Source organism: Streptomyces sp. PL-25 (assembly GCF_058344915.1).
The window spans coordinates 122,859-146,354 of the sequence record NZ_CP136997.1 but is presented as its reverse complement, the minus strand read 5'-3'; the positions used below and the strand labels follow the sequence as shown (position 1 = coordinate 146,354).

Here is a 23,496-nt window from a genome sequence, read left to right as displayed (position 1 = left end):
AGGAGAGACGGGGGAGACAGGGGAGAGAAAGGGGAGTGGGAGCGGTACCACTACGGGACCACTATTGGACTGTGCCAATCGGCGGGTCAAGGGGCGTGCGGGAAAGGGGGGTTGGACGATCGGAAGTCCGGTCCGGTTCGTCCCGTCCGTGGCGCGGGCCGCCGCAGCCCGTGCGGCACGGCCGGGACGCCGCCCGCCGCGGCCCGGTGGGCGGGAGCGGCCCCCGGCAAATGCGCCGGAGGAGTCTTGGGAGACACTTTGCGCGGTACCCGGAACCCGGCGGCCGCGATGGGCCGTCTGACAGGGGAGTGAGCCCCTCGGGGCGCGAGAGTTGAGAGAGTGGGGCAGGTCATGGGACGGCGCAGGGGCGGCATACGGATCGCACTCGTCACGGGCGCGATGCTGGTGGGCGTGAGCGCCTGCGGTCACGGCGGCGGCAGCGACCGGGCGGGCGGGGACGACGCGAAGGCCCCGGCGAAGCCGGGCGCGACCGCCTCGCCGTCGCCGACGAAGCCCGCGGGGCCGCCGATGCTGCTGGACACGATCATGCCGCAGTCGAAGGCCACCGTCGGTGTCGCCATGCCCGTCTCGGTGGTCTTCAGCAACCCGGTGGCCGCCAAGGCGCGGGCCACGGTCGAGAAGCACATGAAGGTGAGTGCCTCCCGGCCGGTGGCCGGCGCCTGGCACTGGTTCGGGGACAAGCGCGCCGACTGGCGGCCCAAGGAGTACTGGCCGTCCGGCACCGAGGTCAAGGTCGACGTCGACATGCGGGGCGTGGCCAACGGCAACGGGCGGTACGGCGTGCGCGAGTACACGCACACCTTCAAGGTCGGCGACGACGTGCGCGCCGACGTCTCGGTGCGCGGCCACACCCTCAAGGTGACCCGCAACGGCAAGGCGGTGCGCACGCTGTCCATCAACGCGGGCAGCGCCCAGTACCCGACCTGGAACGGCACCATGGCCGTCATCGACAAGGAGAAGAAGGTCCACATGACCTCCTGCAGTGCCGGCATCACCTGCGACAAGGGCAGTCCCGACTACTACGACCTGACGCTGCCCTGGGACATCCACCTCACCCAGTCCGGCACCTATGTGCACTACTCGACCGGCGACCCGAACCCGGGCAGCGGCAGCGCCCGCGGCTCGCACGGCTGCGTCCACCTCTCCATGTCCGACGCCGAGTGGTTCTACGGCCAGGTCAAGCAGGGTGACCCCGTGACCATCACCGGCTCGTCCCGGGCCAAGGCGGACCCGGACAACGGCTACGCCGACTTCAACCTCGGCTGGGACCAGTGGCTGGCGGGCAGCGCGTCGGGCGAGGGCACGACCGCGGCGCTGTGAGGCGCGGCCAGGCACTGCTGCTCTCCTCCACCACGATCGGCCGGAGTGGCCCTAACGGGCCGCGAGGCCGCCGACCCACTCGTCGACGCCGAGGACCCGCGCCCACTGCGGGAACAGCTTCTCGGCGAGGACCCGGTGCACCTCGGGGTCGGGGTCCAGGCACGCGTCGGCGAGGACGGTGAGGCCGAAGTCCAGGTCGTTGGCCTGGCACACGGTGGACAGCACCACGGCGCCGGTGGCGATGCCGGTCAGCACCAGGCCGTCGATGCCGCGTGCCCGCAGCACCACATCGAGGTCGCTCCCCGAGAAGGCGCTCGCCCGCCGCTTGGTGATCACCACCTCGCCGGGCAGGGGAGCGACCTCGGGGTGGATCTCGGTACCGGCGGCGCCCTCGACGTAGAGCCCGGCCTGCGCGATGGCGCTGAGCGCCCTGTTGTGCGTGCCGACCTCCGGGAAGCCCGGTCGCAGGGCGATGGTCACATGGATCACGGGGATGTCCGCGGCCCGAGCGCCGTCCATGGCCCTGCGCACCCGGCGCAGGAACTCGGGTCCGGCGTCGGTGAGTTCCACGATGGACCGCTGGACGTCCATCACGAGCAGGGCGCTTTTCATGGCATCTCCAGGGTCGGGGCCGGTCCGGCATCGTAGCGGGCCGGCCCCTCCCGTCCCCGCGCGGGTCCGCCGTGAGCCGTCGACGGGCGGCGGTTCCCGGCCCGCGGGCGCGGACAGGGCTCATGTCACCTCATCGCACCGTCCACGTCAGGGAGTTGGACGCCGCCTGGCGGACCCGGGGGTCTCGTACGGCGCCGGTGCCGTCGCTCACCACCGCCGTGACGCGGTGGACGGAGCGACGGCCGGCCAGTTCGCGCGGGGTCACCGCCATCCGCCCGGTGGCCCACGGTATCCGCTTCCCGTCGGCGTACCAGTCCAGGCGCAGCCGGGCGAGACCGGTGAGCGGGGCGAGCCGCACCGTGATGTTCCGGGCGGAGGCGACCGGGCGCGAGGTGGCGAGCGGCGAGGTCAGGGCGTCGGCGTCCGCGTAGAAACCGGCGATCATCGCCTCGCGGCCCACGACGTTGAAGTCGGTCGAGGACAGGTCGCGCATGAGGGACGTCTCGGTGGGACGGTAGACACCCGTCTCGTAGTAGCCGCCGCCCTCGTAGGTGCCCACGGCCGAGCCGGTCGGGTCCTGGGCGCCGAGCCAGCGGCGCCACTTCGTGGCGGCCGGATCGCGTCGCAGGGTCAGGTTGGCCGCCTCCGGCTCGTCGGCGGAGGGGTAGGGGCCGTATCCGGCGTACTGGTACTCGTCGGCCAAGTGCCCTATGGAGTGCCCGAGTTCATGGGCCCCGATGAGGTAGGAGCGGTCGTTGTCCGACGACATCGTGGCCACGCCGTGGAAGGGCGTGCCCGGCGGCAGGTCGACGGCGGAGTAGCCCGCGCCGCCGTACTTGGCGGAGTTGGCGATGACGAAGACGATGTCGGCGGCGGGGGCCGCGGCGGCGTAGCGGGTGACGCTGTCCGGGTCGACGCACAGCAGACGTTCCAGGCCGTCGCAGAAGAAGGAGGAGCCGAGGGCCGTGGTCCGCTTGACGTCCGCCGTCGGATCGCCGGAGACGCCGGACTCGGGGGAGGGGGCGTCGACGAGCCAGATGTTGAACAGGCCGCGGTAGCTGCGGTACGGCTCGATCCGGAAGATCTGGTCGAGCTTGTCCTCGGCGTCCGCGGTGAAGTCGTCCTTCTGGGCGGCCGTGTAGCCGTCGCCGAGCACCACGAGGTCGAGCCGGCCGGAGACCGGGCCGGTCTGCTGGAGGGCGCGCACGGCGGACGCGGCACCGGCCGCGGGCGACGCGGCGCGGGCGCTCGGGGCTGTGGTGTCAGCGGTGTCCGTGGTCACCGTCACCTGACGCGGGGCGGACCAGGGATCGGGGAAGTACTCGACGTTCTGGCGGTGCCCGCCGGAACCGGTCGCGGCCCCGGCCGGTGGCGGGTCCACGCCCACGACCAGCGCGGCCGCGCTCACCAGGGCGGCCACGACGGCGGCGGTCCAACGCGGATACGGCTTCCTGCGATGCGGCACGGCGACCTCACTGGAGTTCCCGATTAACCCATGAAGTAAGTGGAGTTAAGGCAGGGATTAACTTAAGGGTTCGCGCGTCGGTGCGCCAGAGTGTCCGCGCCGCCGCCGTGCGCGTCGTACGCGAACCGTCCGGGCGGGAGACCGGGGAGGGCGCTTTTCGGCCAACGGCGGCATCCAAGGCGACCGCACTCGCTCCGGGGGTGTCCCCCCGGACAGATGATCAATAGCCTGAGAGGAACAGCCGGTTCCTTATCTGAGGGAGCATCATGTCCACCGCGCAGCAGGTGCCCGACATCCTCTCGCCGGAGTTCGCGAAGGACCCCTATCCGGCCTATCGTGCGATGCGTGACACCGCGCCCCTCATCTGGCACGAGGCCACCCGGAGTTACATCGTCTCGCGCTACGAGGACGTCGAACGCGTCTTCAAGGACAAGAACAACGAGTTCACCACGGACAACTACGACTGGCAGATCGAGCCCGTGCACGGCAAAACGATCCTCCAGCTCAGCGGGCGGGAACACGCCGTGCGCCGCGCCCTGGTCGCCCCCGCCTTTCGCGGCAGCGACCTCCAGGAGAAGTTCCTGCCCGTCATCGAGCGCAACTCCCGCGAACTGATCGACGCGTTCCGGCACACCGGATCAGCCGACCTCGTCGGCGACTACGCCACTCGCTTCCCGGTCAACGTGATCGCCGACATGCTCGGCCTCGACAAGGCCGACCACGCGCGCTTCCACCGCTGGTACACGGCCGTCATCGCCTTCCTCGGCAACCTCTCCGGCGATCCCGAGGTGACCGCGGCGGGCGAGCGGACCCGGGTGGAGTTCGCCGAGTACATGCTGCCGATCATCCGCGCGCGCCGCGACGACCTGGGCGAGGACCTGCTGTCCACGCTGTGCGCCGCCGAGGTGGACGGCGTACGGATGAGCGACGAGGACATCAAGGCGTTCTGCAGCCTGCTGCTCGCCGCCGGCGGCGAGACCACCGACAAGGCCATCGCCAGCATCTTCGCCAACCTGCTGAGCCACCCCGACCAGCTCGCCGCCGTCCGCGCGGACCGCGCCCTGATCCCGCGGGCCTTCGCCGAGACGCTGCGCTACACCCCGCCCGTCCACATGATCATGCGACAGTCCGCCACCGAGGTGCGGCTCAGCGGCGGCACCGTGCCCCCCGGCGCCACCGTCACCTGCCTGATAGGCGCCGCCAACCGCGACGAGAACCGCTACCGCGACCCCGACCGCTTCGACATCCTGCGCGACGACCTCACCACCACGACCGCCTTCTCCGCGGCCGCCGACCACCTCGCCTTCGCGCTCGGCCGGCACTTCTGCGTCGGCGCGCTGCTCGCCAGGGCCGAGGTGGAGACCGGCGTGAACCAACTCCTCGACGCCATGCCCGACATGCGCCTGGCCGACGGCTTCGACCCGGCCGAACAGGGCGTCTTCACCCGCGGACCGCAGTCCCTGCCGGTGCGTTTCACCCCCGTGGGCGGCTGACCCGCCCCCCGGCCGGAGCGGCGGGCCCGGCGACCGCACCACGGGCCCGCACCGCGCCACTTCGCCGCACCACATCACCACACCGGATCACCACACCGGATCCCCGCACCAAGGGCCGTACCGCACCGCCCGGCTACCTCACCACCGGCGTGAACGCCACCGGAAGCGACACCAGCCCCCGCATCCAGATCGACGGACGCCAGCGCAGCTCCCCGGGCTCCACCGCGAGCACCAGGTCCGGCAACTGCTCCAGCAGCGTCTCGACGGCCGTACGCGCCATCACGTCCGCCAGCAGCGGCGCCGGATACGGACAGCGGTGCTCGCCGTGGCTGAACGACAGATGCGCGGAGTTCTCCGCACCCACATGGGACTCCGGCCAGATCTGCGGATCGGTGTTGGCCGCGGCGAGACCCAGCACCACGCAGTCGCCCGCCCGGATGTGCCGCCCGCCCAGCTGGGTGTCCCGTACGGCCCAGCGCCCGATGAAGTTCTGCGTCGGAGTGTCCAGCCACAGCGCCTCGTTGAGCGCCTCGCCCACACTGAGCCGGCCGCCCGAGACGTTCACCGCGAACCGCTCGTCGGTCAGCAGCAGCCGCAGCGTGTTGCAGATCCAGTTCGCCGTCGGCTGCTGCGCGGCGGCGATCACCGAGATCAGGTCCTGGACGATCTCCTCGTCCGTCAGCTCCGCAGGATGCAGCAGCATGCGCGAGGTGACGTCCGGACCGGGCTCGGCCCGCTTGTCCTTCACCAGCTGCCGCAGCCGCTCGCCCACCCGGCCGTACGCCGCCACCGGGTCGTCGCCCTCGGCCGCGTCCAGCGAGATCCGCAGGTCGTCGACGAGCTGCTGGGTGTCCGCGCCCGCCGTCGGCATCCCGCACATCTGCACCACGGCCCGCATCGGCAGCGCGTGTGCGTAACTCGTCATCAGCTCGGCCTGCCCGCTGCCCGCGAAGCCGGCGATGAGCCGGTCGGCGATCAGCCGGCAGTCGCGGGCCAGCCCGAACTGGTCGACGCCCTCCAGCGCGTGGGTGATCACACCGGCCCGCCGCCGGTGCTCCTCGCCCTCGGTGAACAGCACCGACGGCTGATACCCGACGAACGGCAGCAGCGGCCAGTCAGGCGGGATGTTCGTCCACTGGTTCCAGCGCCGCGAGTCGCGCGCGAACAGCTCGTCGTGCCGGGTCACGTACGTGACCTCGGGATAGCCCAGCACCAGCCAGGCCGGGATGCCCCCGTCGAGCAGCACCGGCGCGACCGGCCCGTGCTCCCGGCGCAGTTCGCGGTACAGCTGCGACGGCGTCTGCTGGTACTCGAGACCGGCCAGCGGGACCGCGTCCTCGTGAGCGGGGCAGCCCGGCGGTGCCGGATGGGCGGAAGGGGTACCGGTGTCGGTCACGGTGTCGTCTCCTGGGCCATGGCGATGTCGTAGAGGTGGTCCACGAGGGTGATGAGCACGTCCTTGCCGGACTGCCGGACCCGTGCGTCGCAGTCGACCATCGGCACCCGCTCGGGCAGGGCGAGCGCCTGCCGGATCTCGTCCAGCGAGTGGGGGGAGGCATCGTCGAACCGGTTGACGGCGACCACGAACGGCGTCCGGTGGTGCTCCAGCCGGTCTATCGCGTACCAGGAGTCGTCCATCCGCCGGGTGTCCACGAGGACCACCGCGCCCAGCGTGCCCGAGAACAGCCGGTCCCACAGGAACCAGAACCGCTCCTGCCCCGGCGCGCCGAACAGATACAGCACCATGCGTTCGCTGAGGCTGATGCGTCCGAAGTCGAACGCCACCGTGGTCGTCGTCTTGGCCGACACCGCGCCGATCTCGTCGACCCCGACACCGGCCTGCGTCATCACCTCCTCGGTGTTCAGCGGCCGGATCTCGCTCACCGAGCGGACCAGGGTCGTCTTGCCGACACCGAACCCGCCCACGACGACGATCTTCAGGCCGGTCTCCGCGGTGTCGGCCAGCGGTGTGCGGTGGGAAGGCGGCTCGGAGGTCCGAGGCGGTACGGACGCGTCGGACGTCTCAGAGGTTGCGGAGCCCATGGAGCACCTCCTTGAGAAGGGCGGAATCGGGGAGCGAGGCGACGGAGGGCGCCGCGCGCGGGTGCCGGGCGGTGATCCGCCCGGTGTCGAGCAGGTCGCCGAGCAGGATCCGCACCACGGTGATCGGCAGTCTCAGCTCGGCCGCGATCTCGACCACGGCCGTCGGGTGGGTGCACAGCTCCAGGATCCGGACGTGCTCCGACTGCATCCCCGCCGCCGGACGGCACTCGCTGACGACGAGTGTGACCAGGTCGAAGGAGTCGCTCGCCCGGCTGCGCCCGCCCGTGACCGTGTAGAGGCGGTCGGGGTCGCCGATGTCCACGGGCCTGCGCGTCATGAGGCACCGCTCCCTCGGGCGGGCTGTCGGGGCTCCGCGCGCAGATGGTCGCCGATCTGTTCGACCAGCTCCGTCATCTGGTGGCCCACCACGCCCGGATCGGCGTCCTCCCGGGCGACGACGGCGAGGTGCGCGCCCTCGCCGGCCTCCACGATGAACAGCAGCCCGCCGTGGAACGCCGTCATGGAGTGGCGCACCCCGCCGCTGCCGTCGCCGAACTCCGCGGAGGCGCCCTGGGCGAGCGCCTGGATGCCGGAGCAGATCGCCGACATCTGGTCGGCCTGGTCGAGGGACAGATGCTCGGTCCAGCACAGTTTCAGGCCGTCCCGGGACAGGACCAGCGCGTGCCGGGTGCCGGGGGTGCGCTCCAGGAGGCTCTGGAGGAGCCAGGTGAGGCTGTTGTCGGTGGTCTGCATGACGGGTGTCGGGACGGTGGTGCCCGGCTGGCCGGTCACCGGCCCGTTCCTCCAATCTCATGTCTCATGAACTCGACGGGGAGGTGGGCGCCGGGAGCCCCGCGTGTGGCGCGGAAGCGGAGGGCGGGGAAGCGGGAAGGGCAGGGAAGCGGAAGAGGAGGAAGAGGCGGCAGGGGTACGGGCAGGGCGCGCGGGCGCCCACGGAGCGGGGGAGGGGCGCGGCCGGGGCGCGCGGGCTAGGACGCGGCCGGCGGCCGGGAACCGGGCCGCTCCTCGCCGTCCGGTCCCACGGCGCCGCCCGCGGACTGGCGCCCGCGGTGGAAGGCACCGAATCGCGCGCCCGCGTCCTGCCCCGGCGGGCGCTCGGGACGGGGCTCCGGACGGCCGTCCTGTGCCGCCTGTGTCGCCTGTGCCGCCTGGGACGGCGACCGGCGCTGCTCGCGCTCCCGCTCGGCCTCCGCCATGGTCCGGCCGGGGCTGCGCACCGGCAGGCCGTTCGGGGTCGCCCCGGCGGGGCGCCGGTGCCGCCCCGGCTCATGGGGGTCGGACCGGTCGGCGGGCCGCGCCGCGAGGGCGGGGCGGCCCGCCGGGGCGGGAGCCTGCGGCTGCTTCGGGAGCGCGTCGAGGTCGGGAGCGGGCGCGGGCGCCGGGACGGCCGTGCGCGTGGCGGAGGGCGCGGCACCCGCAGCGGACGCGGCGGCGGTGACCGGCGGGCGGACCGGCTCGCGCGGCGCGGGTTCGCGCTGCTGGGCGAGCAGTTGCGGGGGCAGCAGAACGACGACACCGGTGCCGCCGCGCGAGGAGGGCCGGTAGTTGACGCTGATGCCGTACTTCAGCGCGAGCCGCCCCACCACGATGAGGCCGAGCCGGGTGCCCTGGAGCGAGGCCAGGTCGCTCATCCGGCCGGACACCGCCTCCTCGGCCCGGCGCATCGCCGCGTCCGCCATCTTCAGACCGCTGTCCTCGATGGTGACCACGACACCGGCGCTGCGCTCCTCGACGTAGACGTGCACCTCGTCGATGGGCGGGGAGAAGTTCGCGGCGTTGTCCATCAGTTCGGCGAGCAGATGCATGACGCCCTCGGCGGCGAAGCCGGAGATCGCGGCGGTGGCCGAGCAGTGCAGGCGCACCCGGCGGTAGGCGGCGATGCGGCCCACCGCGCCGCGCAGGACGCTCTCCATCACGATCGGCTTGTTCCAGGCGCGGCTGGACCGGCCGCCCATCAGCAGTGCCAGCCGGTCGGTCATCAGACCGAGCTGGGAGGTGTTGTGGTCCAGCTTCAGCAGGTCCCCGAACACCTCTTCGCTGTGTCGTTCCTGCATGTCCCGCAGATCGGCGAGCATGCTGACGGTCTTGGCCTGGACCCGGCTGAGCGCCTTCGCGGAGGCGGCCTGCGCCGCGGCCACGCGCCGCTCGCTGCGGGCGAGTTCACGGACGAACGACTCGGCGAGCGTGCGGACGGCGGGCAGTCGCGGCAGGTCGAGTTCCGCGAGCACCGTGTCGGCGGACTCGCCCTCGCCCAGCCGGGCGACCGCGGCCGGCAGCGTCTCCCGCGTCAGCCGCTCCAACTCGGTCATGACGGCGCCCACTTCGTGCCGGGCCTGCCGGCGCTCGCCGTCCAGCAGCGCCGCCTGCCGGGCGCCCTCCTCGACCGCGGCGGCGAACGCCTGTGCGAGCCCGCCCAGTTGCCCGCCGCCCGAGGGCGACACGTCCCGCAGCGCCTCCGCCGCGCTCGCGCCGCCCCGTACCCGTACGGCCACGGCGGGGAGCGTGACATTGACCAGATGCGCGGTCTCAGCGGAGTACTGCGCGAGCTGGGCCCGGAGCCTGGCCGCCTCGGTCTCCTGCGCGGCGGCCGCGCGGCGGGCCCGGCGCGCGAGCCGAGTGCCGACGAGCACGGCCACGGTCACACAGACCCAGCCGGTCACCGCCACGCCCAGCGTCCAGGCGCGGGCGCCGGCCGGCGCCAGGACGACCGCCGCGCCGGCCGCCACGGCGCTCACCGCCGTCACGGCCACGGGGACGGCCGGTGAAGTGTGCGGCTCCTTCGCCGATCGGTGCTGGCTGGGCGGTGCAGGCACTGGCATTCCGCGGTCCCTCGGTCCGTGAGTGGGGGAGAAACGGTGCGGCCCGTGGACTACGGCCGCAGGTCGTCGCGACACGCCCCAAGAGGAGGACGATCTTCCGACCGGACTCCGGTTCATGTTAGCCATCCTCACCGCACGAGACGTTCGGTCCAGCCGTACAGTCCCTCGTCGGCTCGACTTCGTCGCGAACTCGCCGTTCCGTTTCCGTCGGCGTGATAGTGGGAGCGGCCGGATCCTGACCCGGCTGACATGCACAGACCTGACATCGCCTGACTGGCGTACCGTCACAATGTGCTGGGATGCGAGGATTTCGAGGTCCCGTCCCCTCACACGGATGCCTGGTTTCCAGCCAAGCACCGTCCCGTGCATGACGGATCGCATCGCTCCCGGGCCGGGTGCGACGGGCCGGTGGCGCCGTCCGGCGGTTCTCCGACATCGATGGGCAGAATATGGGAAGCGCGCCTGCCCCCGATTCACCATCGTGGTGCTGTGACTTCGACCCAGGAAACGACCCGCTCCCGCGGCGTCGGCGCCCCGCCCGGCCACTGGCGCCGGATGAGGGTGTGGGCCACGGCCCACGCCGTCGACGACTTCTACCAGGGCCTCGTGCCCGCCGCCGTCCCCTACTTCGTGCTGGAACGGCACTTCAGCTATGTCGAGGCCTCCGGGCTCGCGCTGGCCGCGACGCTGGGCAGTGCGCTGCCCCAGGTGCCGATCGGGCTGCTGGCCGACCGCCACCGGCTCCGCTGGATGGCACCGCTCGGGATCAGCCTGGCGGGCGTCGGGGCGGGCCTCTCCGGTCTGGCGCCCGCCTATCCGGCGGTGTTCGCGCTGCTGCTGCTCGCCGGTGTCGGCATCGCGATGTTCCACCCGCCCGCCGGACGCGACGCCCGCCGGGCGGCGGGCGGCAGCGCGACCGCGATGAGCTACTTCGCGGCCGGCGGAAGCGTCGGCTTCTTCGTCGGACCGGCACTGGTGACCCCGGCCCTGGACGGGCTCGGCATCGGCGCGACCGCGCTGTTCATCCCGCCGGCCGTCCTCATGGGCTTCGTCCTGCTGCGCCACCACACCCGCACGGCGGAGACCGCGGTGCGGAAGGCCGGGCCGCGCGGCAAGGACCAGCCGGGGCGCTTCGCCGCGCTGACCGCGGTCGAGGTCGCCCGGTCCACGGTCTCGACCGGTCTGAACACCTTCATCTCGCTGTACTGGATCCGCCACCTCGGCGCGGGCAGCGGACTCGGCGGGACCGCCCTGACCCTCGAACTCGGCGGCGGTGTGCTCGGCACCCTGCTCGGCGGACGGCTCGCCGACCGCATCGGCATGGTGCGTACCGTGCAGATCGGGAACGCCGCCATGCTGCCCGCCCTGTGGGCCATGCTGGCCTGCGACGACAAGTACGCGGCCCTTCCGCTGGCCCTGCTCGTCGGTCTGATCTCGAACATCCCGTTCGCCGTGCTGATCAAGCTGGGCCAGGACTACCTGCCCAGCCGTCCGGGGACCGCGGCCGGTGTCACCCTCGGCCTGGCCGTGAGCGCCGGCGGGCTCTTCATGCCCCTGCTGGGCCTCGTCGCGGGCCACCACGGACCGCGCGGCGCGCTCGTGGTCCTCGCCGTCGTCCCGGTCCTCGCCATCCTGCTCTCCACCGCGCTGCGCGAACCGGCGCACGACCCGGCGGACGAGCCGGCGCACGAGCCGGGCCCCGGTGGACCCGGCGCACCAGCCCCCGGAGCGGCCCCCCGGTGACCGGGTGACCGGGTGAGCGCCGCGCCGCCGCGGAGCCGTACGGGCGCGGCCACCTGCCCCGCCGGCGCCGGGCCCCACGCCCCGCACCGACAAGACCTATCCTTCCCCTCGATGTCCGAGATCCGACACCAGCCGGTCGCGCCGACCAGCACCCAGTCCCGCGCGGGCGGCGACGTCATCGACCGCCACCGCCACGACGACCACCAGCTGATCTACGTCAGCTCGGGCGTCCTCGCGATCCGCACCGAGCACGGCTCCTGGATCGCGCCGAACGACCGGGCCCTGTGGATCCCGGCGCACACCTGGCACGAGCACCGCTTCTACGGCCGCAGCCGCTTCCACACCGTCGGCTTCCCGGCCGGTGACCCCAAGCCCGTGCTCGACGCGCGGACACCGGCCGTGGTCGCCGTCGACGCCCTCGTACGCGAACTGCTGATCGCCCTCACCAGCCCCGACCTCACCCGCGCCGAGACCCGCCACATCGAGGCGGTCCTGCGTGACCGGCTCCGCCGGGTCGCGGAGCAGCCGATCATGCTGCCCGTGCCGCGGGACCGGCGGCTGGCCCAGGTCTGCCGACTGGTGGAGGCCGATCTGAGCCGCCCGTACACCCTCGCCGAACTCGCCCGCCACGCCCACGTCGGCGAACGCACCCTGTCCCGGCTGTTCCGCGAGGAGTTCGGTATGACCTACCCCCAGTGGCGCACCCGCGTCCGCCTCTTCCACGCCATGGTGATGCTCGCCGAGGACGCCACCGTCACCGACACCGCCCACGCCTGCGGCTGGGCATCCGCCAGTGCCTTCGTCGACATCTTCGCCCAGGCCATGGGCACCACACCCGGGACGTACCGCGCGGGTGTGTTCGGCCCGCGGGAGCGGTGAGCGTGCCGGGCGCGGTGTCCCGGCGTCCGTGGGCTCAGCGCAGCGCGGCCACCAGCGCGTCGCTCGCCGAGCACCACAACTGCCGTGCCTCGGTGAATCCTTGCTCCCGCAGCGTGTCCAGGTGCCAGCTCGTGGCCGTGGGACGGTCGGGCAGCGCACCGGCGGGGCGGGGCTCGCGCGGATCGCCGAGCAGGGCGAAGCGGCGGGCCGCCGGTCCGGCGAGGACGGGATCGTCCGCGACACGGCTCCACCAGTCGACCCAGTCGAGGGCGCCCTCGCGCCGCCGCCGCTCCCGGCCCTCCAGCAGCAGGGCGTGCAGGGCCGCGTTGAGCCGGGGCGCCGACTCGTCGCACATGTGGTCGGCGTTGAGGAACACACCGCCCTCGCGCACCAGTGAGGCCAGGCTGCCGTAGAGGCGGCGGAGCGGTCCGGTGTCCAGCCAGTGCAGGGCGGTGGCGGTCACGACGGCGTCGAACGAGGCGACGGGCAGCCGCGCGGTCCAGTCCGGGTCGGTGAGGTCGGCCTCGGCGAAGGTGACACGCCCGTCATCGGCGAAGTGGCCGCGGGCGATGGTCAGCAGCGCCGGATCGATGTCCACGCAGACGGTACGGGCGCCGGGGAGCCGCCGCAGCAGCCGGTCGGAGATGCTGCCCGTGCCGCAGGCCAGGTCCAGGACGAGCGGAGTACGGCCCGCCACGGCCTCGACCGCGTCGATCATGACGCGGAAGCGCTCCTCCCGGTCCGGCATGTACCACTCCTGCTGGCGGTCCCAGCTCGTCTGCCACCGCTGCCAGTCGGACGCGGTCGAGGTGGTGGTCATGGGTGGGGGTGTTCCTTTCGCTGGACGCCGGACGGGGCCGGTTCGACGGGCGCCGTGCCCGCGGTGCCCAGGTGCCGGGACCGCAGCAGCAGGCGGGTGGTCTCGGAGCGCGGGGCGGACAGGACCGTACGGCTGTCGCCAGATTCCACGACGCGGCCCGCGTCGAGGACGACCAGGTCGTCGGCCAGCCGCTCCACGAGCGTGAGATCGTGGCCGATCCACAGCACGGCCGTGTCGCTCCGCTCGCGCAGGCGGCCGAGCTCCGCGGTCACGAGTCCGGTGCTGACGGCATCGAGCGCCGTGGTGATCTCGTCGCAGACCAGCACATCGGGCTCGGCGAGCAACGCCCGTGCCAGCGCGGCCCGTTGCAGCTCCCCGCCCGACAGCGAGGCGGCGTGCCGCGTGGTCTGCTCCGGGGTGAGGCCGAGCCGCTCCCACACCTGCCGGGCCCGCCGTTCCGCCTCCGCCGCCGTCAGGCCGCGCAGGCGTACGGCGGTGCGGGCGACCTGTTCCAGGACGGTGCGCCGCTCGTCGAAGGAGTTCCGCACCTCCTGCCAGACGTACTGCACACCCCGGATCTGCCGGGCCGTGCGGTGGCGCAGCACGGGCAGCGGCGAGCCGCGGAAGGCGAGGTGCCCCCGATGGCGTTCGTGCAGTCCGGCGAGGCAGCGCGCGAGCACGGTCTTGCCGCTGCCCGAGGGCCCGACGACGCCGGTGCAGCCGCCTTCGGATACCCGCACGGACACCTCGCGCAGGACCTCGCCCCGGCCGCCCGGCCGCAGCCACGCGGTCAGGTCCCGCGCCTCCAGCACCGCTCCGGCGCCCGCGGCGGGGGCCCGCGCCGGGGGAGCGGCGGGCGAGGGCGGTGCCTCCGGGAGCGGCGGGAGGACGTCCGCGGTGGGGCCCGAGGCGGCGACCCGGCCGCGTTCGAGGACCACGGCGCGGCCCGCCACCGCCCGTACCAGCTCGTGGTCGTGACTGAGCAGCAGCAGCGCGTACCCCTCGGCGGCCAGCCGCGTCAGCTGCCCGGCCAGCCGCAGCCGCGCCACCGTGTCCAGACCGGTGCTGGGCTCGTCGAGGACCAGCACCCGGGGGCCGCAGACGAGCACCTGGGCGAGCGCGACACGCTGTCGCTGGCCGCCGGAGAACTGGTGCGGGAAGCGGCGCCGCAGGGCCGGCTCGTCCGGCAGCCCGGCGCTGTGCAGCGCTTCGGCGGCGTACCGGACGGCGACGGCCCGGCCGCGGGCGTCCGGCCGGTGCAGACGGGCGAGTTCGGTGAGGACCGAGCCGATGCGCCGGGCCGGATTGAGGGCGTGGGCCGGGTGCTGGGGCATGTAGCAGACGACCCGGCCGCGGACGTCCCGTCCGGCGCCCGTCGGTCCGCCGGCCCCCACCACCGGGACGCCCGCGACCCGTACCGTGCCGCTCAGCCGTACACCGGGCGCCGCCTCGCCCAGCAGGGCCAGCGCCGCGGTGGTCTTGCCGCTGCCGGAAGGTCCCACCAGGGCGGTCACCGTGCCCGGAGCGACCGTGAGGCCGACGCCGTCCAGGAGCCGGGCCGTCCCGGCGTGTGCCGTCAGGCCGCTGACCTCGATCACCGGTTCCACGGCACCGCCTTCCCGCCGCCCGTCCGCGCACCGGACCGCGCCGCGTGCGGCAGCAGCCCGTCCGCCAGCAGATTGGCGCCCACGGTGAACATCACCAGCATCAGGGTCGGCGCCAGCACCGCCCACGGCTGCACGAACAGCGCCTCCCGGCTCGCGGCGATCACCACGCCCCAGTCCGGCGAGGTCGGATCGAGACCGAGACCGAGGAAGTTGGCGGCGGCCACGGTGAAGACCGCGCCGCCGACGCGCGTCCCGGCATCGGCGGCGGCCACCGGCAGCACGGCCCGCCCGACGTGCTGGACGAGGACGCGCGCCGCCGACTCGCCCTGGAGCCGCATCGCCTCGGCCACGGGACCGCTGGCGGCGTCCAGGGCCGCCGCACGCAGCAACCGGGCGACGGCGGGCACGTTCAGGGCGGCCACCGCCAGTGCCACCGCGACCGGATGCCCCCGCCAGCCGACCCCCACCACGCTGATCACCAGCAGCGAGGGCAGCGGCAGCAGCAGTTCCACCGGCCTCATCAGCAGGTCGTCCAGCAGGCGGCTGCGGGCCGCCGCGGCGGTCAGACCGAGCGCGCCGCCCACGGCGACGGCCAGCGCCACCGCGGCACAGGCCACGCCCAGGGCGCTGGCCCCGCCGCGCAGCACCAGGGTCAGCACGTCCCGGCCCAGGGCGTCCGTCCCCAGCGGATGGCCGTCGCCGAGGGCGTAGGGCATGCCGTCGGACGGGATGCCCGGGTCCGTCACCAGCGGACCGACGACCGCGGCGGTGACCGGCAGCGCCAGCAGCAGCGCGCCCCCGGCCGCCCGGCGGCCCCCGGACCGTCCGCGGGCACTCATCGCAGTACCTCCGTACGGGGAGCCAGGCGCTGGCCGACGAGATCGGCGGCCAGGTTGAGCAGGCACGCCACCGCCGCCAGGGCCAGGGTGAGGGCCTGCACGGTGGGTACGTCGCGGTTCTGCACGGCCGCGACCAGTGCCGTGGCGGTGCCCGGGACGGCGAAGACCGCTTCGACGACGAGCACACCGCCCAGCAACTGGTCACCGGTGCGGGCCAGTTCCTGTACGCCGGGGACCGCCGCGTTGGGCAGGACGTGCCGCAGCACCAGCCGGGCGGGCGGCACACCGAGCCGCCGGGCCTGCACCGCGTAGCCGGAGTGCAGCGCGGTGACGGTGCCGGCCCGGATCTGCCGGGACAGCACGCACACGGTGCGGGCCAGCAGCACCGCCACCGGCAGCACGAACAGCTCCGGCCGCCGCCACCACACGCCGTCCGCGCCGATCCAGGTCGACGGCAGCCATCCGAGGCGCAGCGAGAAGACACCGACCAGCAGCAGCGCCAGCACGAAGTCCGGTACGGAGGTGAGCGCCAGCGTCACAGCGGACACCACGCGGTCCGTCCTGCTGCCCGCCCGCAGCCCCGTCAGCAGTCCGAGCGCGACGGCCAGCGGCACCAGCAGCACGACCGTGGCGGCGGCCAGCGCCGCCGTCACCGGGACCGACGACGACAGCACCGCACCGACCGGGCCACCGCCGACCAGCGACGTGCCGAGGTCACCGGTGAGCAGGCCGTGCGCCCAGTCGGCGAACCGCTCGGCGAGCGGCCGGTCGAGCCCCATCTGCTCCCGCAACTGGGCCACTTGGCCGAGCCCGGCCTGTTCGTTGAAGTCGACGGTGGCCGCGTCCCCCGGCAGCAGATCGGTCAGCAGAAAGACGATGACACTGAGCGCGGCGAGCTGGACGAGCGTCCACCCGCACCGCCGCAGGGCATGGCGCAGCACCCGTGCTCAGCCCAGCCACACCGTGTCGAACCGCGCCCAGTCCACCGTGTTGGGCGGCGCCTCCCGCACACCCCGCACGGTGCGGGACACGGCGTTCAGCCACTCCGGATGCCCCCACAGCACCAGACCGCCCCGGTCGCGCAGCGTCGTCTGCACCGCGCGGTACCGCTCGGTGCGCCTGCCGTCGTCCGCCACGGCCCGTGCGGCGGTGAACGCCTCGTCGAAGTCCCGGTGCCTCCAGGCCGTCGCGTTCTGCGGGGCGTCGCTCAGCAGCCGCTCGCTGAGGTAGGTCGGGATGGTCATGGCACCGCACCGGTGGTTGGTGACGGTGCCCTTGCTCAGCACGTCGGTGAAGTACGACTCCGGCGGCCCGTCGACGACCTCCACCCTCAGCCCTGCCTCACCGGCCTGCTCGGTGAACAGGTGGGCGGCCTGCGCGAATCCGTCTGCCGCCGTGGAGGTGTAGAAGGTCACCTTCTTGTTGTACAGACCGGTGCGCCTGAGCAGCCGCCGCGCCTCGGCCACGTCCCGCTCGCGCTGCTCGAGACCGTCCGGGTAGTACGTGTAGCCCTTGCCGTACACGTCGTTGCCGATCTCGGCGCGGCCCGAGCAGACCACGTCCACCAGCCGCCTGCGGTCCACGAGGAGCTTGACGGCCATCGCCGCCTGCGGGTCGTCGAACGGCGCCCGGTCCGTCTTCAGCGCGAAGCCCTGGACCCCGCTGCGTCTGGTCGCCACCACCCGTACCCGGCTGTCGTGCTGCACCGTACGGGCGAAGGTCGGCGTCATCTCGTGCGCGAAGTGCACCTCCCCGCTGCGTACCGCGGCGGCGCGCGCCTCGGTCTCGGCGGACAGGATCCGCACCTCGTCCAGGTGCGGGGCGCCGTTCCAGTGGCCGTCGAAGCGGCGCCCGGTGAACTCGCGTCCCGCGGTGAAGGAGACGAACCGGAACGGGCCGGTGCCGACGGGGTGGCGCGGGTCGTTCCAGCCGTCGCGGACGACGGGTGTGCCGGTCATCGCCAACTGGCCGGGCAGTTCGGCGTTCGGCCGGGTGAGCGCGATCTCCACACTCCGTCGGCCCACCTTGCGGCAGTTGGGCAGATCGATGTGGGCCAGGGAGTTCTTCGCCAGATGGTCGGCGGCGCGCGGGTCGAGGATCCGGGAGAGGCTGTACAGCACGTCGTCCGGGGTGAGGGCGTGCCCGTCGTGGAACCGCGCCTCCCGCAGCTCGAACCGCCACACCCGGGCCTCGGCGTCGCTCGACCAGGAGCGGGCCAGCCGCGGCACCGGCCGCAGCGTGGAGTCGAGTTCGACGAGTTTGTCGAAGACGGCCTTGTGCCGGGCGATGTCGACGAACTGCCGCTGCGCGTGCGGGTCCATCGTCTCCTTCACCCCCGCACCCGGAAAGGCCGCGCGCAACGTCCCGCCCTTCTTCGGCGAGGAGGACCCGGAGTCCGCGGCCGAGCAGCCGGTGAGCAGCCCGGCGCCTGCCGCGGCCGCCGCGGTGAGCACACTCCGGCGGGTGGGGGTGACCGGCATGTGGACGTCCCTTTCAGCCTGTTGCTCCAGAACCACGGCACACGCATCCAATAAGCAATTGCAACGATCATGCAATAGTGGACGGTGTGGGACTGGTCACGCGGGCGACGCGGCGACCGGTCAGGAGGGCGACCCGGCGACCGCGCCACCCGCCGCCGGAACCGACGGCCCGGCGCGGCCCGGCGGGGCCCGGCCCCAGGTTGTCCGCTGCGCGACACTGCCCGTCCTGGTACGTCATTTCCGTCGGACCGGCCGGCCCCTAGCGTGATCGGTGCGGCACCGGCCCCCACCCCACGGCGGTGTCCCCGCATCCGCATCCCATACCCGCCCACCAGGGGGAACCCATGCCTTGACCGCGACCGACACCCGCGGAACACCACCCGTCGACATGCCACGCCGCCCCGGCACGGTGCTGTTCATGGTCTGTGCCGCGATCTTCATGCTGATGCTCGACGCGACCGTCGTCACCGCGGCACTCGCCGACATCCGCACGCGGTTCGACGCCTCCATCGACGGCCTCCAGTGGGTCGTCGACGCCTACTCGATCCCGCTGGCCGGCCTCCTGCTGACCTTCGCCACACTCGGCGACCGGTTCGGACGCAAGCGCGTGTTCCTGGCCGGCATGGCCGTGTTCACCGGCGCGTCGCTGGCCCTCACCCTCGCCGGCGGCATCGTGCAGCTCGACATCCTGCGCGCGGTGCAGAGCGTCGGTGCGGCCATGCTCTTCGCCACCGCGCTGCCCCTGCTGTCGGCCGCCTTCCCCGAGCCCGCCGCACGGGCGAAGGCGATCGGCGTCTACGGCGCGCCGAAGTACGCGGCGGGAGTGGTGCCGAGCTCCCGCCGGAACGCGGCGATGAAGGCGCTCGCGGTCCGGTAGCCGACCGCGCGAGCGACCCGCGCGATCGGCTGTCCCGCGCCCAGCAGCGGCAGCGCGGCATCGAGCCGCCGAAGCGTCCGCCGGCTCGCGAAACCCACCCCGGTCTCCGCGCGGAACCGGCGCGAGAGCGTACGCGCCGACGCCCCCACCTCCTGGCTCCACTCCTCCAGATCCCGGGAGCCGGCCGGATCCGCACGGATGGCGAGCGCCACCCGCAGCGCCAGCGGGTCGTCGGGAAGGATGACCGGCAGGGTCGCGACCGGCACGGGCTCCAGCAGGTCCCACAGCACCGCGGTGGCCCGCGTCCGCCGGTCCCCGGTGCCGACACCGCCGTCCAGCTCCATCAGGTAGGACAGCAGCGGCCCCACCAGCCCGGTGGCGTCGACGATCGTCGGGGAAACCCACCGGAGCGGGCAGCCGTCCGGTTCGAAGTACAGCGAGAGCATCGCGCCCGACGCGCCGGGCAGGACCCCGTGCTCCACCCCACCGGGGATCCACAGGGCGCGCGACCGCTGAACGACCCAGCGGAAGTCACCCGCCCCCATCGTCAGCACACCGTCCGGCGCCCAGGCCAACTGGTGCTGCGGATGGCTGTGCGTGGGCAGTCCGCCGCCCGCCGCGAGCGGGATGACGATGCCCGCACGCTCCTCATAGCTGATGCTGATACGCCCCGTGCCGCCCACGACAGCCCACCCTACGCCGGGCACTTCGGCGCGGCGCCCGCACGAGACCTTGCCCCGGCCCATCCCGCACGGGAATGATCGACGACCATGCGTCCCGACGAACTCAGCCCCCGCGAGAGCCGGTTGTGGCACGCCTTCGCCCACGGCGGCACCGTCGACGTCCGCGACGGCCCACCCGCTCACGACCCGGAGATACGGGCCGAGGCCGTCGCCGCGCTGCTGACGGGCGCCGGTGCCGCCCCCGCCCCCGGCGACCGCCCGGCGCTGCGCCTGAGGGGAGCCCGTGTCACCGGCCGGCTGGACCTGCGCTTCGCCGAGATCACGGCACCCGTCGTCCTGGACGAGTGCGCCTTCGACGAAGTGCCCCTGCTCCAGGGCGCGAGCCTGCGCGACCTCACCCTCACCGGCTGCGCCCTGCCGGGCCTCGCCGCCGACACGGCCAGGATCGACGGCCGGCTGGTCCTGTCCCGCTCCCGCCTGACCGGACCCCTCGTCCTCACCCGCGCCCAGATCCACAGCGACCTGGACCTCCGCGAAGCCGTGATCACCGCACCCGGCGCCGTGGCGATCTCCGCGGTGCGCCTCACCACGGGCGGCGACGTCCTGTGCACCGGTCTCACCGTCCGGGGCGCGTTCCGGCTCACCGGCGCCGCCCTGTCGGGCGAGTTGGACCTGGAGCGCGCCACGCTCAGCAACCCGGGCGGCCACGCCCTCGACGCCTACCACGTCCAGGTCACCGAGGACTTCACCTGCCATCCGGGCTTCAGCGCCGAAGGACGGGTCATCCTCTCCGGCGCCACGGTCGCGGCGGCGATCGGCTTCTGCGGCGCCCGGCTGGACAACGCCGGTGACATCGCGCTGGAGGCCGTCGACGTCAGCGTCGCCCGCAACTTCGACCTCGGCCTGGGCCTCACCGTGAACGGCGGCGTCACGCTCGACGGCAGCCGCATCGGTACCCGGCTCAGCCTCCGGGACGCCACACTGACCAACCCCGGCGGCACCGCCCTCTCCCTCCGGCTCACCCAGGCCCGCGAGACCGACCTGCGCACCCGGCGGCCGGCCGAGGGCGCCGTCGACGCGAGCAACGCCCACCTGGGCACCCTCTACGACACCCCGGCCACCTGGCCCGCCGACCTGCGGCTGGCCGACACCGCCTACACGGCCCTCGCCGCCCCGCTGACGGCCGCCGAACGGCTCCGCTGGCTCCGGCGCGGCAGCGACGGCTACCATCCGCAGCCCTACGAACAGCTCGCGGCGGCCTACCGCCGGCTCGGGCACGAGGACGAGGCACGCACGGTCCTGCTCGCCAAGCAGCGCCGTCGCCGCTCCCTGCTGCCCCCGCACACCCGCCTGTGGGGCTACGTCCAGGACGCGACCATCGGCTACGGCTACCGTCCGCTCCGCGCCGGACTCTGGCTCCTGGCCCTGCTCTGCTGCGGCGCGCTCTTCTTCGGCGCCCACCACCCCGCGCCCCTGGAAGCGGGCAAGGCACCGCCGTTCAACGCCCTCTTCTACACCCTCGACCTGCTCATCCCGATCAGTGCCTTCGGCCAGGAGACCGCCTTCGCCCCCCGGGGCACCGGCCAGTGGCTCGCCTACGCGCTGACCGCGGCGGGCTGGATCCTGGCCACCACCACCGCCACCGGCATCTCCCGGTCGATCAGCCGCCAGTGACCGACCCGCCCCGGTGCCGCGGCACCCCAGGTCACCGGGCGCGGCGCGCGGCCCACAGCGGCAGCCGCTCGAAGAACGCCACGGCCTCCTCGCGCCACCGCGGCCGCCAGCCCGCCGCGACCGAGGCCGCCTCCTCGGCGAGCCGGTTGAGGTCCGCGCGCATCCGCTCGTCGACCCCGTGCCGACGGGCGATGTCACGGACCTGTCCGACCGTCTCCGGGCGGCAGCCGGGACCGGCGAGCGCGGCCTCCACGACCTCCCGCTCGCGGCCGGTCGCCGCTGCCAGGACCGCGCACACCGCGTAACTGCGGCGTCCCTCCCGGAGATCCGACCCGGCCGGTTTGCCGACCGTGTCGGAGTCCGCGAACAGGTCCAGGTAGTCGTCGCGCAGTTGTCCGCCGATCCCCACCAGCGTCGCGTACCGCGAGAGGTCCTTGTCATGGGCGGCAGGATCCGCGCCCGCCGCGAGCAGACCCAGCCGCAGCGGGGCGAGCACCGAGTACCGGGCGCTCTTGTACTCGGACACCAGGTCCAGCATCTCCCGGTCGGGAACCGGGCCGAAGTCCCGTTCCAGGTCCAGGATCTGACCGGCGACCGTGTCGGCCCCCGCCGTCGCCTGGACGGCCGCCATCGCCTGCCGCAGCTCGGGGGAGACGGGCGCGGTCAGCAGGACCCGCAGCGACAGGAACGCGGCCAGGTCCCCGGCCAGGACCGCCAGCCCCAGGGCCGTCTGCGGCCGGCCGGGGAAGCGCTCGCGGTACGCGTAGTACACCGACGGAGCCCCCCGGCGCACGGGGGAGTCGTCGATGATGTCGTCGTGGATCAGCCCGTGCGTGTGCAGCAACTCCATGCTGAGCGCGGCCTCCTCCAGCCCGGCCACGGCCTCGGGGGTCACCAGCCGGGCCGCCTCGTACAGCAGGGCGACCCGCAGCCGCTTCCCGCCGCGCAACGACATGTCCCGCACCAGCTCCAGCGCCTCGGGCACGAACACCCCGCGCGAGGGCCGCTCCCGGGCGACCGTGTCGAAGTAGCGCGCGAACCCGGCGTCGAAGCGGTCCCGGTGGCCGGTGAGCCGCTCGCGGACACCGGTCTCGTTCCCAGTGGTCATCGTTCTCCCCGGGTCGGTGGGCCGAAGCAGAGTGGCGCCGGTCGGCACCACCGGCCCGCATTCAACACCACCCGTCCTCTCAGGCCCGCACGTCCGGTGCCGGGCTCTCGTGGGTGGCGGCCCAGGAGGCGAGCAGACGCAGGGCCTCCTCGGACGCCGAGCCGGGCTCGGCGGCGTAGACGGTCATGGTCAGGCCGGGCTCGGCGGCCAGTTCGAGGCCCTCGTAGGCGAGCGTGACCTGACCGACGATGTCATGGTGGAAGTGCTTGGTCCCGGTGCCGTGGTGGCGGACGTCGTGAGCGCCCCACCGGGTACGGAACTCCTCGCTGCGGGTGGCCAGTTCACCGATGAGGTCGTGCAGGTCCCGGTCGTGGGGGTTGCGGCCCGCCTCGGTGCGCAGGATGGCCACGGTCACCGCGGCGAACATGTCCCAGTCGGGGTAGAAGCGGCGGGAGGCCGGGTCGAAGAACTGGAACCGGGCGAGGTTGGCCTGGTTGCCGGGGGTGGCGTAGAGGTCGCGGTGGAAGGCGCGGGCGAGCTGGTTCGTCGCCAGGACGTCCAGGCGGCCGTTGCGTACGAAGGCCGGTCCCGCCGTGACGGCGTCCAGCGTCCACTGGAGGCTGCGGTGGATCTTCCACCGGTCCCCGGTGCGCCGACGGCGCGGGCGGGCCAGGACGTCGGTGCCGTCCGCCGCCTGGGCGAGGTTCAGCAGATGGGCGCGCTCGGCGTCGTCCAGCCGCAGCACGCGGGCCACGGACTCCAGGACGGCAGGGGAGACCCCGGCGAGGCTGCCGCGTTCGAGCTTGGCGTAGTACTCGACGCTCATGTCGGCCAGGGCCGCGACCTCACTGCGGCGCAGGCCCGGCACCCGGCGCCGGGGTCCTTCGGGCAGGCCGGCCTGCCCGGGGCTGATCCTGGCGCGCCGCGAGGTCAGGAAGTCGCGGACCTCATCACGGTTGTCCATGCCTCGACGGTACGTCCCGCGGGCCCCC

Annotated in this window: 21 protein-coding genes; 6 read left to right on the top strand and 15 right to left on the bottom strand. The window is 73.6% G+C overall.

The features are described 5' to 3' along the window. The first annotated feature begins 351 nt into the window (after positions 1 to 351). Positions 352 to 1,341, top strand: coding sequence for a L,D-transpeptidase (locus tag R4Z62_RS00625; protein WP_064537161.1), 990 nt, complete (start codon positions 352 to 354; stop codon positions 1,339 to 1,341). 51 nt (positions 1,342 to 1,392) lie between these two features. Here R4Z62_RS00625 and R4Z62_RS00620 read toward each other — a convergent pair whose 3' ends face one another. After that, positions 1,393 to 1,953 (bottom strand): cysteine hydrolase family protein, encoded by a 561-nt coding sequence (locus R4Z62_RS00620; RefSeq protein WP_491518809.1) that lies wholly within the window; start codon positions 1,951 to 1,953, stop codon positions 1,393 to 1,395. A gap of 130 nt (positions 1,954 to 2,083) precedes the next feature. After that, positions 2,084 to 3,418 (bottom strand): M64 family metallopeptidase, encoded by a 1,335-nt coding sequence (locus R4Z62_RS00615; protein ID WP_491518808.1) that lies wholly within the window; start codon positions 3,416 to 3,418, stop codon positions 2,084 to 2,086. 266 nt (positions 3,419 to 3,684) lie between these two features. Here R4Z62_RS00615 and R4Z62_RS00610 point away from each other — a divergent pair, with 266 nt between their 5' ends. Next, positions 3,685 to 4,911, top strand: coding sequence for a cytochrome P450 (locus R4Z62_RS00610; protein ID WP_355480475.1), 1,227 nt, complete (start codon positions 3,685 to 3,687; stop codon positions 4,909 to 4,911). 133 nt (positions 4,912 to 5,044) lie between these two features. Here the strand turns inward: R4Z62_RS00610 and R4Z62_RS00605 are convergent, their stop codons facing one another. The 5 genes from R4Z62_RS00605 to R4Z62_RS00585 form a co-directional block, all read right to left on the bottom strand. Next, positions 5,045 to 6,307, bottom strand: coding sequence for a cytochrome P450 (locus R4Z62_RS00605; protein WP_491518807.1), 1,263 nt, complete (start codon positions 6,305 to 6,307; stop codon positions 5,045 to 5,047). Next, the gene (locus R4Z62_RS00600; protein WP_491518806.1) at positions 6,304 to 6,954 is read right to left on the bottom strand and encodes a GTP-binding protein; all 651 of its coding nucleotides are present in this window, start codon (positions 6,952 to 6,954) and stop codon (positions 6,304 to 6,306) included. Before R4Z62_RS00600 ends, R4Z62_RS00605 begins: the two co-directional genes overlap by 4 nt. Further along, on the bottom strand, positions 6,935 to 7,291 hold the full coding sequence (locus R4Z62_RS00595; RefSeq protein ID WP_064530886.1) for a DUF742 domain-containing protein: 357 nt from the start codon (positions 7,289 to 7,291) through the stop codon (positions 6,935 to 6,937). The genes R4Z62_RS00600 and R4Z62_RS00595 overlap by 20 nt, the downstream gene beginning before the upstream one ends. Beyond that, complete coding sequence (locus R4Z62_RS00590; protein WP_491518805.1) at positions 7,288 to 7,746, bottom strand: roadblock/LC7 domain-containing protein; 459 nt, start codon at positions 7,744 to 7,746, stop codon at positions 7,288 to 7,290. The genes R4Z62_RS00595 and R4Z62_RS00590 overlap by 4 nt, the downstream gene beginning before the upstream one ends. A gap of 197 nt (positions 7,747 to 7,943) precedes the next feature. Continuing rightward, a complete protein-coding gene (locus R4Z62_RS00585) occupies positions 7,944 to 9,794 on the bottom strand; it encodes a sensor histidine kinase (RefSeq protein WP_491518804.1) in 1,851 nt (616 codons plus the stop codon). A 555-nt stretch (positions 9,795 to 10,349) separates the two neighbouring features. Between R4Z62_RS00585 and R4Z62_RS00580 the strand changes: the two genes are divergently transcribed. Continuing rightward, on the top strand, positions 10,350 to 11,537 hold the full coding sequence (locus R4Z62_RS00580; RefSeq protein WP_491521816.1) for an MFS transporter: 1,188 nt from the start codon (positions 10,350 to 10,352) through the stop codon (positions 11,535 to 11,537). 111 nt (positions 11,538 to 11,648) lie between these two features. Beyond that, a complete protein-coding gene (locus tag R4Z62_RS00575) occupies positions 11,649 to 12,416 on the top strand; it encodes a helix-turn-helix transcriptional regulator (RefSeq protein ID WP_064530883.1) in 768 nt (255 codons plus the stop codon). A 34-nt stretch (positions 12,417 to 12,450) separates the two neighbouring features. On the opposite strand, the gene R4Z62_RS00570 is transcribed toward R4Z62_RS00575, so the two are convergent. From R4Z62_RS00570 to R4Z62_RS00550, 5 genes are read right to left on the bottom strand one after another with little or no spacing between them, the layout of a single operon-like run. Further along, positions 12,451 to 13,236, bottom strand: coding sequence for a class I SAM-dependent methyltransferase (locus tag R4Z62_RS00570; protein ID WP_491518803.1), 786 nt, complete (start codon positions 13,234 to 13,236; stop codon positions 12,451 to 12,453). After that, entirely contained in the window at positions 13,233 to 14,843 is a 1,611-nt protein-coding gene (locus R4Z62_RS00565; RefSeq protein WP_491518802.1) for an ABC transporter ATP-binding protein, read from the bottom strand. The genes R4Z62_RS00570 and R4Z62_RS00565 overlap by 4 nt, the downstream gene beginning before the upstream one ends. Next, entirely contained in the window at positions 14,831 to 15,682 is an 852-nt protein-coding gene (locus R4Z62_RS00560) for an ABC transporter permease subunit (RefSeq protein ID WP_355480485.1), read from the bottom strand. Before R4Z62_RS00560 ends, R4Z62_RS00565 begins: the two co-directional genes overlap by 13 nt. Then, entirely contained in the window at positions 15,679 to 16,623 is a 945-nt protein-coding gene (locus R4Z62_RS00555) for an ABC transporter permease (RefSeq protein ID WP_064530879.1), read from the bottom strand. The genes R4Z62_RS00560 and R4Z62_RS00555 overlap by 4 nt, the downstream gene beginning before the upstream one ends. Positions 16,624 to 16,629: 6 nt before the next feature. Then, positions 16,630 to 18,162: an ABC transporter substrate-binding protein gene (locus tag R4Z62_RS00550; protein ID WP_064530878.1), complete on the bottom strand. Its 1,533-nt coding sequence runs from the start codon at positions 18,160 to 18,162 to the stop codon at positions 16,630 to 16,632. A 349-nt stretch (positions 18,163 to 18,511) separates the two neighbouring features. On the opposite strand from R4Z62_RS00550, the gene R4Z62_RS00545 reads away from it, so the two are divergent. Beyond that, positions 18,512 to 19,039 carry an MFS transporter gene (locus R4Z62_RS00545; RefSeq protein WP_491518801.1) on the top strand — a complete coding sequence of 176 codons (528 nt, stop codon included), beginning with the start codon at positions 18,512 to 18,514 and terminating at the stop codon, positions 19,037 to 19,039. On the opposite strand, the gene R4Z62_RS00540 is transcribed toward R4Z62_RS00545, so the two are convergent. Next, positions 18,958 to 19,722, bottom strand: a complete 765-nt coding sequence (locus tag R4Z62_RS00540) for a helix-turn-helix transcriptional regulator (RefSeq protein ID WP_491518800.1) — start codon at positions 19,720 to 19,722, stop codon at positions 18,958 to 18,960. The two genes, R4Z62_RS00545 and R4Z62_RS00540, sit on opposite strands and share 82 nt — an antisense overlap. Before the next feature lie 87 nt (positions 19,723 to 19,809). On the opposite strand from R4Z62_RS00540, the gene R4Z62_RS00535 reads away from it, so the two are divergent. Beyond that, on the top strand, positions 19,810 to 21,396 hold the full coding sequence (locus R4Z62_RS00535; protein WP_491518799.1) for an oxidoreductase: 1,587 nt from the start codon (positions 19,810 to 19,812) through the stop codon (positions 21,394 to 21,396). A gap of 31 nt (positions 21,397 to 21,427) precedes the next feature. Here R4Z62_RS00535 and R4Z62_RS00530 read toward each other — a convergent pair whose 3' ends face one another. Further along, positions 21,428 to 22,504 (bottom strand): polyprenyl synthetase family protein, encoded by a 1,077-nt coding sequence (locus tag R4Z62_RS00530; protein ID WP_491518798.1) that lies wholly within the window; start codon positions 22,502 to 22,504, stop codon positions 21,428 to 21,430. Between the two features lie 79 nt (positions 22,505 to 22,583). Beyond that, positions 22,584 to 23,468: a helix-turn-helix transcriptional regulator gene (locus R4Z62_RS00525; protein ID WP_491518797.1), complete on the bottom strand. Its 885-nt coding sequence runs from the start codon at positions 23,466 to 23,468 to the stop codon at positions 22,584 to 22,586. Between the last annotated feature and the right edge of the window lie 28 nt (positions 23,469 to 23,496).